Consider the following 15,071-nt stretch of genomic DNA (forward strand, 5'->3'; position numbering starts at 1 on the left):
TCGACACCTAAACTGCCAGAATCCGAACAGATAAGGCTCTTACGCGGCATCCATGCCGCGTAAGGTCCCGCGACGGTGGGCGGGCAAGGACCAGTGAAGATGATCGGTGTGTGTGGTTTTTAACAAAGCAACCGACTCACTTCGGTGCGGTGTCCTCGCCGCTTGCGGGACCGTGTGGCGGCATGGATGCCGCCACCGAGCCCCCAGGGATGGGTTTACGGCGTGTCCCGCGAGCGGCGAGGGCACCGCGCACTCGACCCGCTCAGCGTTTGATTTGGGCTTCCGACGCGTTTGACCTGAACTTCCGACGGCATCCACCAGGATGCGGCGGACAACACCACTGCATTCCCCACTCACGCCTTGAGCCGGTAACCGCTGCGGAAGATCGCCGCCACCACGCCCAGGCACACGATCAGGAATAGGAAGGTCATGCCGGTGCTCACCGCGATGTGCACGTCGGCCTTGCCGTAGAAGCTCCAGCGGAATCCACTGATCAGGTACACCACCGGATTGAACAGGGTGACCTTCTGCCATAGCGGCGGCAGCATGTTGATCGAATAGAAACTGCCGCCCAGGAAGGTCAGCGGCGTCACCACCATCAGCGGGATCACCTGCAGTTTTTCGAAGCCGTCGGCCCAGATGCCGATGATGAAGCCGAACAGGCTGAAGGTCAGCGCGGTGAGCACCAGAAAGCCCAGCATCCACACAGGATGCGCGATCTCGTAAGACACGAACAGCCGCGCGGTGAGCAGGATCAACAGCCCCAGCAGCACCGACTTGGTCGCCGCCGCGCCCACATAGCCGATCACGATCTCCCACCACGCCACCGGCGCGGACAACACTTCGTAGATGGTGCCGGCCCAGCGCGGCATGTAGATGCCGAACGAGGCGTTGGAGATGCTCTCGTTGAGCAAGGACAACATCACCAGGCCCGGAATGATGAAGGCGCCGTAGCTGATGCCGTCGATGTCGCCCATGCGCGAGCCGATCGCCGCGCCGAACACCACGAAATACAGCGATGTCGACAACACCGGCGAGGCGATCGACTGGGTCAGCGTGCGGAAGGCGCGCGCCATTTCGAAGCGGTAGATCGCCGCGATCGCATGCCGGTTCATGCGCGCACCTCAACGTTGCGGGCGCCATGCACCAGGTTGACGAAGATCTCCTCCAGCGAACTCTCGCTGGAATGCAGGTCCTTGAAGTCGATGCCCTGCTCGTTGAGCCGGCGCAGCAGCGCACCGATGCCGGTCTGCTCGGCCTGGGTGTCGAAGGTGTAGATCAGGCTGTTGCCGTCGGCCGACAGTTCCAGCGGCAGATCGGCCAGTGCGCCCGGGACCGACTGCAGCGGCGCCTGCAGGCTGAGCGTGAGCTGCTTCTTGCCGAGCTTGCGCATCAGCGTGTGCTTGTCTTCCACCAGCACCAGCTCGCCGCGATTGATCACCCCGACCCGGTCGGCCATGTCTTCGGCTTCCTCGATGTAGTGGGTGGTCAGGATGATGGTGGTGCCCTGCTCGCGCAGCCGCCGCACCATCTGCCACATGTCGTGGCGCAGCTCCACGTCCACGCCCGCAGTGGGTTCGTCCAGGAACAGGATGCGCGGCTCGTGCGCCAGCGCCTTGGCGATCAGCACGCGCCGCTTCATGCCGCCGGACAGCGTGGAAATCTTGTTGTGGCGTTTGTCCCACAGCGAGAGCTCGCGCAGCACCGTCTCCAGGTACGCCGCATTGGCCGGCTTGCCGAACAGGCCGCGACTGAAGCGCACGGTGGCCCACACGGTTTCGAACGCGTCGGTGGCCAGCTCCTGCGGCACCAGGCCGATGCTGGCGCGCGCGGCGCGGTAGTCGCGCACGATGTCGTGGCCGTCGGCCAGCACCGTGCCGGTGCTCGGATTGATCAGCCCGCAGATGATGCTGATCAGCGTGGTCTTGCCGGCGCCGTTGGGACCGAGCAGCGCGAAGATTTCGCCGCGCCGGATCTCAAGATCCACCTGCTTGAGCGCCTGAAAACCGCCAGCGTAGGTCTTGCTCAATCCCTGGATGGAAACGATTGGAGTCATGTCTTCTGCACTGGAACGATCAGCGGCACAGGGTAGGCCGTACGCCGTCCAGATGGGAGAGCTGCTGATGGGATAGTGTCTCCCGACACGCGACCTTGAGCGGCCAACAGCGCTGCTGCGCAGACCGCAGGCGGTCACGACCGATCCCCGTCCAATGCCAGTCATGGCACGCAGCCGCTACGTTTCGTCAGCCGCCCCGGATGTGGCATCAGCGAGCTGGGCCGTGCAGGCCCACCGCATCGCATGCCCGCCTATTCCTGCATTGACCTACATTGAAGCGCGCTTGGCGCGATGAAGGTTGACCGATAGCGCCTCATCGCGCGCCTCCCCAAACCCGGCAGCCGCTGGCGCTCTTGCGATTCCCGATTCCCGATTCCCGATTTCCGATTTCCGATTCCCCATTGCCACGCGCTCAAGCGCGCTTGCGCGACTCGATCAGATCCAGATTGCGCACCAGCCGGCGCGACAGGTCGTCGGAAATCTCGCGCCGCCGCGCCAGCTTGAACAACTCGTTGCGCTCGGCCACCAATGCCGCATGACGGAACTGGCGCAGCGCCTGCTCGTAGGCGCCGGCCTCTTCCGGGTCGGTCTCGGCCATGTCCACCGCACCGAGCTTGCGCTGATAGCGCTGGCTGACCTGGTTGGCGGCGGCGTTGTAGCGCTCGGCATGCGTGCTGTCGTGCACCAGCCGCTGACGCAGTTTTTCCACCGCCTCCAGCGCCGCCTGGGAGGCGGCTTTCACCGCCAGGTCTTCCTTGAGCTGCTCGTCTTCTTCTTCCGGCAACTCCAGGCCGCGCAGCAGCCGCGGCAGCGCCACACTGGCCACCAGCAACGACACCAGGATCACCGAGGCGGCCAGGAAGATCGCCAGCTGGCGGGCAGGAAATGGCGAGCCGTCTTCCAGCATCAACGGCAGCGTGAGCACGCCGGCCAGCGTGATCGCACCGCGCACACCGGCCAGCGACACCGCCACCACGATCCGCCACGGCGGGCTGACATGCGCCTCGCCGCGCCGCTGCGCCTTGAAGATGTTCCAGCGCAGCGACAGGAACACCCACACGAACCGCAGCGCCATCAGGCTGGCGCTGATGGTGGCCACGTACACCGCCAGCCACCACGGATTGAGGTGCCCGGCTTCCTGCACGCTGCGCACCGCGCCGTCCAGGATGCCCGGCAACTGCTCGCCCAGCAGTACGAAGATGATGCCGTTGAAGGTGAACTGCACCGTGTCCCACACCGCCGAGCGCTGCAGCCGCATATTGCCCGGCGCGTTGCCGGCCATTTCCACGTAGCTCATGGTGACGCCGGCGGCCACCGCGGCCAGGATGCCCGAGGCATGGAAGGCTTCGGCCAGCAGATAGGCCGCGAACGGGGTCAGCAGATTCACCAGGATCGCCGAACCGGGTTCTTCGCCGAAATGGCGCCAGATCCAGGCCTGGATACGACTCAACCCGAACGTGGTCGCCACCCCCAGCGCCAGCCCGGCCAGCGCCACCCACAGGAAGGTCAGCGAGGCGCTGGCGATCGAGAAGGTGCCGGTCAGCACCGCCGCCACCGCGAACTGGAAACACACCAGGCCGGAGGCATCGTTGAGCAGCGATTCGCCTTCCAGGATGTGCATCAGCCGCCTGGGAATCGGCACCTTGGAGGCAATCGAGGACACCGCCACCGGATCGGTCGGCGAGATGATCGCCGCCAGCGCGAAAGCCACCGCCAACGGCATCGCCGGGATCAACCAATGGATCAGCAGGCCTGCACCGACCACGGTGAACACAACCAGGCCCAGCGCCAGTTCCAGGATCGCCGCCTTGTCGCGGAACAGGCCTTGTTTGGGAATGCGCCAGCCATCCAGAAACAGCAGCGGCGGCAGGAATAGCAGGAAGAACAGTTCCGGTTCCAGCTCATGCCCCGCATCGAACACACCGGAAACCACCGCGCCAAGCGCAATCTGGACCAACGGCAACGGCAGCGAAAACGGCAGGATGCGGATCAGATAACCGCTGGCCGCGACCGCCAGCAACATGGCGAGGACGACATCGATCGAATGCATGGAAAACCCGGAAGAAGAAACGGTGCGCGCGGCATCGCATCGTGCGATGCACAACAACGTGCCAACAGGAACATACCGGTTTGCACCGGGCGAGGAAACCTCCGCCCCTTCTTGCCTGCGCGTGACACGCAACGGCAGCGTTACCACCAAAACGTGCGGACGCAATGCCCGGCGCTGGCGTGGATCGCGCCGGTCCCGACGGATACGCCAGCGCATGGGCAGGCCGGCGCGATGGTGCAGTAGCGCTCCAGCGAGGCGGCGGGCCTGCAGGTAGAGCGGGATCGGAATCCCGGCATTGCGACGCTACGAGTGCGCGCGCAGTACGCCCTACGACGACAGGCCGCCGTTCAGCGACGCCCTATTGGCCGACACCGAAACCTGCGCGCTGACTCCGTCCGATCGCGGTCCGATTGCATGGACCAGAAGACGCTGCGCAGCGCGGCGCCGCTGGCTTGTCGACGACAGCTACGGCCAAGCATGTGTCACCGGCGACATGCAGGCGGAGCATCAGCGGATCGGAGCCTGCACGCGCACTGTCATAGCGGCGATGAAAGCGCAGCCGCGTCGTCAGTGAAGCGGTACGCCGCCTGACCGGGCCAGGTTGATGAGCAACCAGGCAATGCCGTCGATCTATCGCAGGATTGCCGGCGCGTCGCGCGGCCGCAGGTGCCGCAGCCCACCCCGCCGGCAAGCACATCGCCCGCCCTGACGACCCCGCATTCCGGCGCACGGCGCCTGCCAATTCGCGCCTCGATGCGCTCACGTGCGATGCACGTGCTGTTTCGCATGCGGGGTGGACGTGCGCGTGGCCTCGACCGGAACGATGAATGTCGCAGCATGCAGTTGCAACCTGGAATCGTAGTGACTTACCGTCACCCTGAGCGTCCTGGGCTTTTTCTTGAATGCGTACGGCCACTGCGCACCCGCCATTGCCTGCCCGACCTTTCGACCATCGGCGTCTTGAACGAGCTGGAGATGCACCGGGTAATTGCCGACACCACCATTGTCCGCATCGTTGGCATCGACCACATCGAGATGGGCTTTCGAGAACGCCAGCGTTGACGGACCACCGCCCTTGACACTGGCGCTGTCATCGAACCCGATGTTCTTGTAGCTGTAACTCAGCAACAGCACCTGCGTGGGAACCCAGGATCCGCCGCCTTGAGGATGGATTCTGACCTTGGCAGGCCGCGCAGCATCGATGCTGAACTCCCACTCGCCCGGCACGATCCACTTCTGCCCGGGGCGATAGAGGCCGCGTGCGGTGGCGCCAGCAGTCGATGACGTTGCGGGCGCTGGTGCGACAGCGGCTGCTTGCCCGGCGCCGAACAAGGCCAGCGCGCCTGCAAGCAGCCATGCGCCTCTCACGATCGTGTTGAACTGCGCGCGCTCCGGCTTCATTTCTTCGCACCCTCTGTCGGTTGATCGGTTGAAGCCAGGCGACTCTCTGATGATCGATCGCTTACCTTGTGAACTGGATCTGTTCGATGCGTCTCGGCAATCGCGATGCCTTCTGTCGACACGAGAGTACACGGCTGAAACCCTGCAACCGCACTGGAAAAATGCGCCTTCTGCGCGTGGTTATTGCGGCTTCACGCAGAAGGGCGCTCATCGGCAGTACATGCACCTGCGGCATGGACAGTCATGCCCAAACGTGACCGCTGATCCGAGGCGTGTCACCCACTTCCGTCGGTGGGGAACAACAGCGCACGGTCATGCGCAGCCGTCAGATCGCCGTAACTCGATAAACCATGGTGGCCGCCTTGGATGTGTCCGCACCCCATCTCCGGCCGCCAACGCAGCAAGCACAACCGCAGCGCATCGCCCCAGCAACGGTCCACAAGCAACCGCTACAGCGACGGCGCGCATCGCACGCAGCGATGTAAAGAACACGTGATGCATCCGCGCGGCATCTCCCCGCGTATCCAGGGTCACGATTGCCATCCAGGCGATCGCTAAACCAAAGGATCGATGCCCCATGAAGACCTCACTCCAGTCGCTTGCCGTTGCTACCGCCATTGCCCTGACCAGCGCAATGACTCCCGTGTACGCCGCATCCAACCCGACCGTGGGCGGTGCGCCGATGCTGGCAACCAAGGACATCGTCGACAACGCGGTCAACTCCAAGGACCACACCACCCTGGTCGCCGCCGTCAAAGCCGCCGGTCTGGTCGACACGTTGAAAGGCCCGGGTCCGTTCACCGTCTTCGCGCCGACCAACGCCGCCTTTGCCGCACTACCGGCCGGCACCGTGGACACGCTGTTGAAGCCGGAATCCAAGCCGATGCTGACCAAGGTGCTGACCTACCACGTAGTGCCGGGCAAGGTGGACGCTGCTTCGCTGATCGCCAAGATCAAGGCAGGCGGCGGCAGCGCCACGCTGACCACCGTGCAGGGCGAACCGTTGACCGCCAAGCTCAACGGCAAGAAGGTCACCATCACCGACGCCAAGGGCAATACGGCCAACGTCACCATTGCCGATGTCATGCAGAGCAATGGCGTGATCCATGTGGTCGACAAGGTGTTGATGCCGTAACGGCCCGCGACTGATCGCACCCGGCTATTGGCGTGCGCATCACGCCCATCGACGAAGCCAAGATTGGTTCCGTCGATGGGTGTCGCGATAGGTAAGAAGCACACGGCCTATGCAGCGGCGCCCGCAGGCGACGCCGTGCGAGCGCTGCAACGCCATCGCCTCTAAGAGCATCTAACAAAACCTAGCGAGCGCCTGTCAGTGAGTGCAGTGGTTTTGTCGGTCGTATCTTGGTGGATGCAGTCAGAAGCCCAGATCAAACGCTGAGTGGGTCGAATGTGCGGTGCCCTCACCGCTCGCGGGCCACGCCGTGAATCCGTCCGTGGAGGCTCGGTGGCGGCATCCATGCCGCCACACGGTCCCGCAAGCGGCGAGGACACCGCACCAGAGACTCCGCTGGTTGCTTTATTTAAACCCATGCATGCCGACCATCTCGACTGGTCCTTGCCCGCCCAGCGTCGCGGGACCTTACGCGGCATGGATGCCGCGTAAGCGCTTACAAGGACGTACTTGCAGCGTGTCCCGCGACGCTGGGCGGGCAAGGGCACTGCAACCAGGCAGCAGATAGCCGGCCTGCAGTAGGCTGACACGAAGTCATTTTGTTAGCCGCTCCAAATGCACATCGAGATGCGCTTCGATGCGCAGTTGGTTTGTTGAAAGCAATTCGCGTATGCCTGGAACCATTCCCGGCATCGCTCCCCAACCGCGAAGCGGCGGTGACGGAGCCATTGGCTCGCCAGTGGCTCCCCTTGGTGTCTTATTCTCCGACACCGTGCGCGTGCAGGTTGTGCGCGCATTTTTTATGCCCTGGGCACCGCACGCATCGCCACTGGCGCATCCAGCAGTTGCCGTAAATCGTTGACGAATCCACGGTAGCCCTCTTCGCGCGCCGCGTCCGATCCTTGCCGCAACACCCAGGACGGATGCACCGTGGTCAGTACCGGTGTTCCATCGTCCAGGCGTTGCCACTGGCCACGTTGCTGCATCAACCGGAAACCACTGCCCAGCAGCGCCTGTGCCGCCGTCGCGCCCAGGCATACGATCTGCGCGGGGCGCAGCTGTGCACGCTCGGCGTGCAACCAACCGCTGCACGCCTGCACATGCGTCCGTTCGGGATTGCGATGCAGCCGCCGCTTGCCACGCTGCTCGAAGCGGAAATGCTTGACCGCATTGGTCACATAGACGGTTTCGCGGTCGATGCCGATCTCGCCCAGCGCCATGTTGAACAGGCGCCCGGCCGGCCCGACAAACGGTCGTCCGCTCAGATCCTCTTCATCGCCGGGCTGCTCGCCGATCACCATCACCGCTGCATCGCTCGGCCCCTCACCGAACACGGTCTGCGTTGCCGGTTGCCACAACGCGCAGCGCCGGCAATCGCGCGCGGCCATGCGCAACTGCGCCAGGCTTTGCGTGGACACTTCCGGAGTCGGCGCCGGTGCTACCGGCACGCGCCGCCGCACCGGCTCGGGCGCACGTTCGGCCATCGCGCGCACGCGCACGCCAGCGTCGCGGATCAGCTCCGGCAACAAGCTCGCTTCGGGCAGGTTCTTCCAGTATTTCTGCGGCATTTCCTGCCGCATCATGGTCGGGTTGAGCCGCGCCGGATTGAAGATATGCGCGTAATACGTCCGCCACAACGTCTCCTGCGCATCGTCGGCCGGCACCTGCGTGCGCACCGCGCCTTCGCCGAACGTCAACGCCTGCCCATCCCAACGTACGCTGCGATACGGCGTGAGAATCGCCCAGCGCATGCCTGCGAAACGGCGCGCGAAAAACGGCGCGACCCGATCCACGATCCAATGTTCGGGCTCGAACCACGCAACGAAGTCTTCCTCTTCGCCGGGCAGGCGCCGAAAGCGCACGAACGCCTTCATCTTGTGCGTATCGCGCTGCACCGCTTTCTGCCACTGCGCCACCCGGTGCACATCGACATCGGTCGCCCGCTCCAGCAACGCCCGCTCACCGGACGCCACCCGCCACAACAACCGATACAGCACCGCGTACCGCTGCGGATCGCGATGACACAGCACTGCGCCCGCCATCTGCAGAAACTCCGCCGACACCCGTGGCGCACCAACCACTGCCGGCAACTCCGACAGCGCCTGCCCCATCAACAACCCGCCCTGCACGCCCCCATTCCATGCAATGGAATCAGGCTCCACCTGCGCGCACCACCCCGCCCGCGCCGACGCGCGCCACGCATCAAGACTCCAACCCGGCGCAACGTCAGCGCTGAACATCGCGATGGGCGGGGTTGGGGATTGGCAAAAGCGTCGTGTTGCTGCGCAAGCACTGGCGTTGGGTGGCACCTTTTCGCGTGATGCCGCCCTCATCCGCCCTTCGGGCACCTTCTCCCGCAACATGGGAGAAGGCAGCGGAAGCGGCGGTGCACCAGATGCTAGCGGGTAGCTGCGGTTTCAATCGAACAGACTCGCCTGCCGTGGCGCTGGCGCCAACTGCGCGCGTAACCGCACCGGATCATCCAGTCGCTGGCGCGGATGATGATCCAGCACACTCACGAACGGCAGCAACTTCTTCATCGGCACCCGCAAGCGTGCCAGGTCTCCCACCCGCAACCGTGCATGCCTGCGCGACAGCAACAAGCGCTCCACATTGCGCGTGCCCAGGCCCGGCACCCGCAGCAACATCTCGCGTGGCGCCACGTTCAAATCCACCGGAAACCGCTCCGGGTTGCGCAACGCCCAGGCCAGCTTCGGGTCTACATCGAGATCGAGCATGCCACTGGAGTGCGCCGGCGCAATGTCTTCCACGCTGAACTCGTAAAAGCGCAGCAACCAGTCGGCCTGATACAGCCGGTGCTCGCGCTGCAACGGCGGGGCCTGCAGCGGCAACTTGGAGGAGGCATCCGGGATCGGACTGAAGGCCGAGTAATACACCCGGCGCATCCGGTAATTGCCGTAGAGATTGTGGCTGGTGTGCAGAATGCTGCGGTCGTTGGCGTCGTCGGCACCGACGATCATCTGCGTGCTCTGACCGGCCGGCGCGAAGCGGGGCGGCTTGGCCCGGCGCACCTTCTCGGCCTTGCGCTCCAGCTGGTTTTCCTCGATGCGCCAACGCAGCTCGCCCATCGCCGCGCGGATGCCGCCAACGCTTTTTTCAGGTGCCAGCAGCGTCAGGCCCTGCTCGGTCGGCAGTTCCACATTGATGCTCAGACGGTCGGCATAACGGCCGGCCGCCGCCAGCAACTCCGGGGTTGCATCGGGAATGGTCTTGAGATGGATGTAGCCGGCGAAGTGATGCACCTCGCGCAGCTGCCGCGCCACTTCCACCAGCTGCTCCATCGTGTAATCGGAGTTGCGGATGATGCCGCTGGAGAGGAACAGGCCCTCGATGTAATTGCGCTTGTAGAAGTCCAGCGTCAGCGTGACCACTTCTTCCGGGGTAAAGCGCGCGCGGCGCACATTGCTGGACACCCGATTGACGCAATACGCGCAGTCGAACACGCAGAAGTTGGTGAGCAGGATCTTCAGCAGCGACACACAGCGGCCGTCCGGCGTGTACGAGTGGCAGATGCCCATGCCCTCGGTGCTGCCGATGCCGCCGGTACCGAGCGAATTGCGCTTGTTCGCGCCGCTGGAAGCGCAGGAGGCATCGTATTTGGCCGCGTCGGCCAGCACTGCGAGCTTGTCGAGGATTTTCACGGCAGTAGCATGAGACGGGCGCGTCTCACGCTGTGAGACTGGGCCGTACCGCATCGTGAATGCTTCAGAGCGCGGCGACGGGGTCGCGCAGAGGTCGCCAGCGGCCGCGTCAGGGGGCAAGCACCGTCCCCGCGCATGCCGCAGCCCCGGGCGGGGTTGCCTCACGCCTCACGCCTTACGCCGCGAGCCGCCCCGTTCTCCCGTTCTCCCGCTCTCCCGCTCTCCCGCTCGATCCGCTCGATCCGCGCGATCCGCGCGATCCGCGCGATCCGCACGGGAGCACGGGAGCACGGGAGCGCGGAGGATGCACCGGACCACATTGGGCGCTACGCCACAGCATGCCCCGCAACCAGGCCGCCGCCATCGAAGCGGTAGATGTCCATCGCCAGCAACCCCATGTCGATACCCGCATCGATGCGCTGCGCGCCGAGCCGGTCGCCGCCGGCCGCACCCATCGCCACATACAGCGGCAACAGGTGTTCGTCGGTGGGATGCGCGCGTTCGGCATACGGTGCCTGGCGGCGATAATCCAGCAGCGCGGGGATGTCGTCTTCGACCAGCTTGCGCTCGGTCCACTCGATGAAGGGCCGCACATACGGCGCCTCGCGTTCGACGCTGTAGCCGTGGCGAAGATCGTGCAGGTTGTGGGTGATGCTGCCCGAGCCGATCACCAGCACACCCTCGTCGCGCAGCGGAGAAAGCGCGCGCCCCACCGCAAACTGGTGGGCGGGGCCGAGTTCGGGCTGGATCGACACCGACACCACCGGGATGTCCGCAGCCGGATACAGCAAGCGTAGTGGCACCCACACGCCGTGGTCGAAGCCGCGCTGCGGGTCCAGCTGCGGATGCAGGCCGGCCTGTTCCAGGCGAGCCGCGATCCGCTGCGCCAGCACCGGCTCGCCCGGCGCGGGGTAGTCAAACGCGTACAGCGGTGCAGGAAAACCGCCAAAGTCGTGAATGGTCGCCGGCCGGGCAGCGCTACTGACCAACGGGCGACGGCCCAGCCAATGCGCGGAGGCGATCACGATCGCCCGCGGGCGCGGCAAGGCCTGGCCCAGTTCTGCCAGGCGCTCGCCAACCTGCCCTGGCTGCAGCGCAGTCATCGGCGATCCGTGCGAGATATAGAGGGAAGGCAGGCGGGGCATCGGCAACTCCTCGAACAGGGCGACAGGCCGCTTCAACGCGCCGGCTTCAATGCCAACGCACCATCGCCGAGCAGCGATTACACGATCAGCAGCACCGCCCACAATGCCGGGTATTCCCAGCCGCCGCCCGGATTGGAGAAGCCGAAGCCGTTGCCGCCATGCACACTGACGATGGTGCCCAGCAGCAACGGCACGCCCAGCAGGGCGACCCAACGCGCGTAGACGCCGAGCACCAAGGACAGGCCGAGCCCGAGTTCCAGCGCGATGGTGAGGTAGGCGAGCGGGCCCGGCAGGCCGAGCGACTGGAAATAGGCCACGGTGCCGGCCGGCGTGAACACCAGCAGCTTGGTCAGGCCATGCGCCAGAAACAACGCACCCAGACTGACGCGCAACAAGGCAGCGCCGTAGGCAACGGTATGCGGAGAGGCCGATACGGTGGACATGCGACGCGCTCCAGTGAGAGTCCACACAGCCTATTGCTTACAAATTCATGATAAATAGTTTTAATTCGGATAATTTATTGCAATCGAAGCAACAATGGGACGGTCCATGGATACCCTGGATGCGATGCGTGTGTTCACCGCCGTGGCCGAACGCAGCGGCTTCAGCGCCGCCGCCGACGCCCTGGACCGCTCCACCGCCAGCGTGACCCGCCAGGTCGCCGCGCTCGAACAACGGTTGGGCACCCGCCTGCTCAACCGCACGACACGACGGGTGAGCCTGACCAGCGCCGGCACCGCCTACTACCAGCGCTGCCTGCAGCTGCTGGCGGATCTGGACGATCTGGAGGCCACAGTGGGCGCGCAGGCGTTGGAGCCGGCCGGCGTATTGCGCGTCAATGCACCGTTGAGCTATGCAATCGAGCGCCTGGCGGCGTTGCTGCCCGGTTTCCGCGCACGTTACCCGCAGGTGGAACTGGATCTGTCGCTGTCCGACCGGCTGGTCGACATGGTCGAAGAAGGCTTCGACGTGGTCATCCGCATCACCCGTCAGCCGGCGCCGACGCTGATTGCGCGGCGCCTGGGAACGGTGCGCGTCGTGCCCTGTGCGGCACCGGCCTATCTGGCCCGCGCGGGTACGCCCATGCACCCCTCGGAGCTGGCCGACCACGAATGCCTGCTCTACCACTACGCACCCAGCGGCAACGAGATGCGCTTTCACGGGCCGGAAGGCGCGGTCGAGGTGCGTATCCGCGGCGGGCTGCACGCCAACAACGGGCATGTCCTCAATGTGGCCGCGCTAGCTGGCCTGGGCATCGTGATACAGGCCGATTTTCTGGCCGACGACCATCTCGCCGCCGGTCGCCTGGTTCGCATTCTTCCCGAGTACGCCTTGGCCGACGTCGGCATCTTTGCGGTCTATACCAGCCGCAGCCATCTCGCGCCGAAGGTGCGCAGCTTCATCGATTACCTGGTCGAATGCATGGCGGACCCGGCAACCGCTTGATGCCCTGGGCACCAAGTGGCTACGCCGTTGGGCGCGATCTTTCCGCGCACGGACTGACCGAGGCGACCCAGACAGCCGGGGACGGGCATCGCCAGCTCGTCGTGCATGACGGCAGCGGCGGCGCGCTGCACACCGATTGCCGCGCGCGCGTCGCACACCAGCCCGCAACGCCTCACCGATCGCGGCACATCGCCCTAACACGCCCAACCGCATCCTTCCCCGGCCCTCTCCCACATGGAGCTTTCCACCATGCAAACCCGCACGCTTGGCCGGTCCGGCCCCACCGTCTCTGCACTCGGCCTCGGCTGCATGGGCATGAGCGCGTTCTATGGCGATCGCAGCGACGAGGCTGCGTCGATCGCGGTGATCCACCGCGCGCTCGACCACGGCATCAGCCTGCTCGACACCGCCGACATGTACGGCCCGCATACCAATGAAGTGCTGGTCGGCAAGGCGATCGCCTCACGTCGGCACGAAGTGTTTCTGGCCACCAAATTCGGCATCAAGCTCGATCCCAACGACCCGTCGGTGCGCGGCATCGATGGCAGCCCGGCCTATGTGCAGTCCGCCTGCGAAGCCAGCCTGCGCCGCCTGGGCGTCGAACACATCGACCTGTACTACCAGCACCGCGTGGACCCCAACGTGCCGATCGAAGACACGGTCGGCGCGATGGCGCGCCTGGTCGAACAGGGCAAGGTGCGTTTCCTCGGCTTGTCGGAAGCTGCCGCAGCCACCATTGCCCGCGCGCATGCGGTGCATCCGATCACCGCCGTGCAGACCGAATACTCGCTGTGGTCGCGCGAGCCGGAAGACAACGGCGTGTTCACCACGGTGCGCGAGCTCGGTATCGGCTTCGTTCCGTATTCGCCGCTGGGGCGTGGGTTTCTCACCGGCGCGTTCTCCTCGCCGGAAGACTTCGATGCCGACGATTACCGTCGCCATTCGCCGCGTTTCCAGGGCGACAACTTCACCCGCAACCTGCACCTGGTGGAGCAGGTGAAGGCGATCGCCGCCGACAAGGGCATCACGCCCGGACAGTTGGCGTTGGCCTGGGTGCTGGCGCAGGGCCAGGACCTGATCCCGATCCCGGGCACCAAGCGTCTGGCCTATCTGGAAGAAAACATCGGTGCGCTCGATGTGGCGCTGATGCCGGACGAGCTGGCGCGTATCGATGCGATCTTCCCGCCGCTGGCCGCCGCCGGCACCCGCTATCCCGAGGCGATGATGGGCGCGGTCAACCGCTGACCCATGCCGTGCGGCCGCCTGCAGTGGGCGCCGCACGCTCACACCAGCGCACCGGCGCGGCTCGCACACTGATCCGTATCACCTACAGACTTCAAACGACCGCATGCTGTCCTTTGTGATTCCCGCCCATGACGAGGCCGCGCTGATCGGCGACACCCTGCGGTGCCTGCATGCCTGCGCGCAGGCCATGCAGCTGGAGTACGAGGTCATCGTGGTGGCCGACGGCTGCGGAGACGACACCGCCGCCCTTGCGCGCGCGGCCGATGCGCAGGTGCTCGAGGTGCAACTGCGGCATATCGCCGCCGCCCGCAATGCCGGTGCGCAACTGGCGCAAGGCGATCGGCTGCTGTTTCTGGATGCCGACACCTTGGTCAACCCGCAGGTGGTCGGCGCAGCGCTTGCCGCGCTGGATGCCGGCGCGGTGGGTGGTGGCGCGCAGGTGCACCTGCAGGGCGACCGCACATGGTCCGAACGCACCGCCCAAGCCATCTTCGGTTGGTTCTTCCGGGTCAGCGGGATCGCGCCCGGGTGCTTTCTGTTCTGCACGCGCGCTGCATTCGTCAGCGCAGGCGGCTTCGACGCACGCTACTACGCCGGTGAGGACGTCGCCTTGAGCCGCGCCCTGGCGCGCTGCGGGCGGTTCGTCATCCTGCGCCAGACCGTGCACACCTCTGACCGCAAGCTGCGCAGTTTTTCCAAGCGCGAACACCTGGGCTTGCTGCTGCGGTTTCTGTGGCACGGCCGGCGCATGCTGCAGACGCGCGACGCACTCGGCTTCTGGTACCAGCGCCGGCGCTGAACCGGGCGTGTCCGCAATGCCGCTGTCGCGTTATCGCCGCTGTTTGGCCCGGGACGCGACGACGGTGGCAACTTACACTGGAACGTCTGTATCAGTTTCGAGTTGCGCCGCATGGCTCCTTTGTCCCGTCCTGTC

Annotated in this window: 12 protein-coding genes; 4 read left to right on the plus strand and 8 right to left on the minus strand. The window is 65.3% G+C overall.

The genetic code is table 11. The features are described from left to right. Positions 1–353 precede the first annotated feature (353 nt). The 4 genes from GGR62_RS10855 to GGR62_RS21200 all read right to left on the minus strand — a co-directional run bounded on the left by GGR62_RS10855 (position 354) and on the right by GGR62_RS21200 (position 5,507). On the minus strand, positions 354–1,115 hold the full coding sequence (locus GGR62_RS10855; RefSeq protein ID WP_184407917.1) for an ABC transporter permease: 762 nt from the start codon (positions 1,113–1,115) through the stop codon (positions 354–356). Continuing rightward, positions 1,112–2,056, minus strand: coding sequence for an ABC transporter ATP-binding protein (locus GGR62_RS10860; protein ID WP_184407918.1), 945 nt, complete (start codon positions 2,054–2,056; stop codon positions 1,112–1,114). Before GGR62_RS10860 ends, GGR62_RS10855 begins: the two co-directional genes overlap by 4 nt. Before the next feature lie 412 nt (positions 2,057–2,468). Next, positions 2,469–4,106: a Na+/H+ antiporter gene (locus GGR62_RS10865; protein ID WP_184407919.1), complete on the minus strand. Its 1,638-nt coding sequence runs from the start codon at positions 4,104–4,106 to the stop codon at positions 2,469–2,471. Positions 4,107–4,865: 759 nt separating this feature from the next. Next, a complete protein-coding gene (locus GGR62_RS21200) occupies positions 4,866–5,507 on the minus strand; it encodes a hypothetical protein (protein ID WP_260305829.1) in 642 nt (213 codons plus the stop codon). Positions 5,508–6,084: 577 nt separating this feature from the next. Between GGR62_RS21200 and GGR62_RS10875 the strand changes: the two genes are divergently transcribed. Next, positions 6,085–6,642: a fasciclin domain-containing protein gene (locus GGR62_RS10875; RefSeq protein ID WP_184407920.1), complete on the plus strand. Its 558-nt coding sequence runs from the start codon at positions 6,085–6,087 to the stop codon at positions 6,640–6,642. A gap of 797 nt (positions 6,643–7,439) precedes the next feature. Here GGR62_RS10875 and GGR62_RS10880 read toward each other — a convergent pair. The 4 genes from GGR62_RS10880 to GGR62_RS10895 form a co-directional block, all read right to left on the minus strand. Next, a complete protein-coding gene (locus tag GGR62_RS10880) occupies positions 7,440–8,879 on the minus strand; it encodes a UdgX family uracil-DNA binding protein (RefSeq protein WP_184407921.1) in 1,440 nt (479 codons plus the stop codon). A gap of 177 nt (positions 8,880–9,056) precedes the next feature. Further along, positions 9,057–10,301 carry a putative DNA modification/repair radical SAM protein gene (locus tag GGR62_RS10885; RefSeq protein WP_184407922.1) on the minus strand — a complete coding sequence of 415 codons (1,245 nt, stop codon included), beginning with the start codon at positions 10,299–10,301 and terminating at the stop codon, positions 9,057–9,059. 326 nt (positions 10,302–10,627) lie between these two features. Beyond that, on the minus strand, positions 10,628–11,446 hold the full coding sequence (locus tag GGR62_RS10890; RefSeq protein ID WP_184407923.1) for a class III extradiol ring-cleavage dioxygenase: 819 nt from the start codon (positions 11,444–11,446) through the stop codon (positions 10,628–10,630). Positions 11,447–11,523: 77 nt separating this feature from the next. After that, the gene (locus GGR62_RS10895; protein ID WP_184407924.1) at positions 11,524–11,889 is read right to left on the minus strand and encodes a DoxX family protein; all 366 of its coding nucleotides are present in this window, start codon (positions 11,887–11,889) and stop codon (positions 11,524–11,526) included. Positions 11,890–11,995: 106 nt separating this feature from the next. Here GGR62_RS10895 and GGR62_RS10900 point away from each other — a divergent pair, with 106 nt between their 5' ends. From GGR62_RS10900 to GGR62_RS10910, 3 genes are all read left to right on the plus strand, one after another. Further along, positions 11,996–12,892, plus strand: coding sequence for a LysR family transcriptional regulator (locus tag GGR62_RS10900; protein ID WP_184407925.1), 897 nt, complete (start codon positions 11,996–11,998; stop codon positions 12,890–12,892). Positions 12,893–13,141: 249 nt separating this feature from the next. Beyond that, on the plus strand, positions 13,142–14,137 hold the full coding sequence (locus tag GGR62_RS10905) for an aldo/keto reductase (protein ID WP_184407926.1): 996 nt from the start codon (positions 13,142–13,144) through the stop codon (positions 14,135–14,137). A gap of 103 nt (positions 14,138–14,240) precedes the next feature. Next, on the plus strand, positions 14,241–14,936 hold the full coding sequence (locus tag GGR62_RS10910; RefSeq protein WP_184407927.1) for a glycosyltransferase: 696 nt from the start codon (positions 14,241–14,243) through the stop codon (positions 14,934–14,936). The last annotated feature ends 135 nt before the right edge of the window (positions 14,937–15,071 follow it).

The sequence above is a fragment of the Xanthomonas sp. 3075 genome, from assembly GCF_014197275.1.
Classification (GTDB): domain Bacteria; phylum Pseudomonadota; class Gammaproteobacteria; order Xanthomonadales; family Xanthomonadaceae; genus Xanthomonas; species Xanthomonas campestris_B.

Bases quoted from the DNA above. Each gene is read 5' to 3' on its own strand.
- GGR62_RS21200 (WP_260305829.1), bottom strand. From the start codon at position 5,507: ATGAAGCCGGAGCGCGCGCAGTTCAACACGATCGTGAGAGGCGCATGG.
- GGR62_RS10860 (WP_184407918.1), bottom strand. From the start codon at position 2,056: ATGACTCCAATCGTTTCCATCCAGGGATTGAGCAAGACCTACGCTGGC.
- GGR62_RS10865 (WP_184407919.1), bottom strand. From the start codon at position 4,106: ATGCATTCGATCGATGTCGTCCTCGCCATGTTGCTGGCGGTCGCGGCC.
- GGR62_RS10880 (WP_184407921.1), bottom strand. From the start codon at position 8,879: ATGTTCAGCGCTGACGTTGCGCCGGGTTGGAGTCTTGATGCGTGGCGC.
- GGR62_RS10890 (WP_184407923.1), bottom strand. From the start codon at position 11,446: ATGCCCCGCCTGCCTTCCCTCTATATCTCGCACGGATCGCCGATGACT.
- GGR62_RS10875 (WP_184407920.1), top strand. From the start codon at position 6,085: ATGAAGACCTCACTCCAGTCGCTTGCCGTTGCTACCGCCATTGCCCTG.
- GGR62_RS10855 (WP_184407917.1), bottom strand. From the start codon at position 1,115: ATGAACCGGCATGCGATCGCGGCGATCTACCGCTTCGAAATGGCGCGC.
- GGR62_RS10905 (WP_184407926.1), top strand. From the start codon at position 13,142: ATGCAAACCCGCACGCTTGGCCGGTCCGGCCCCACCGTCTCTGCACTC.
- GGR62_RS10900 (WP_184407925.1), top strand. From the start codon at position 11,996: ATGGATACCCTGGATGCGATGCGTGTGTTCACCGCCGTGGCCGAACGC.
- GGR62_RS10910 (WP_184407927.1), top strand. From the start codon at position 14,241: ATGCTGTCCTTTGTGATTCCCGCCCATGACGAGGCCGCGCTGATCGGC.
- GGR62_RS10895 (WP_184407924.1), bottom strand. From the start codon at position 11,889: ATGTCCACCGTATCGGCCTCTCCGCATACCGTTGCCTACGGCGCTGCC.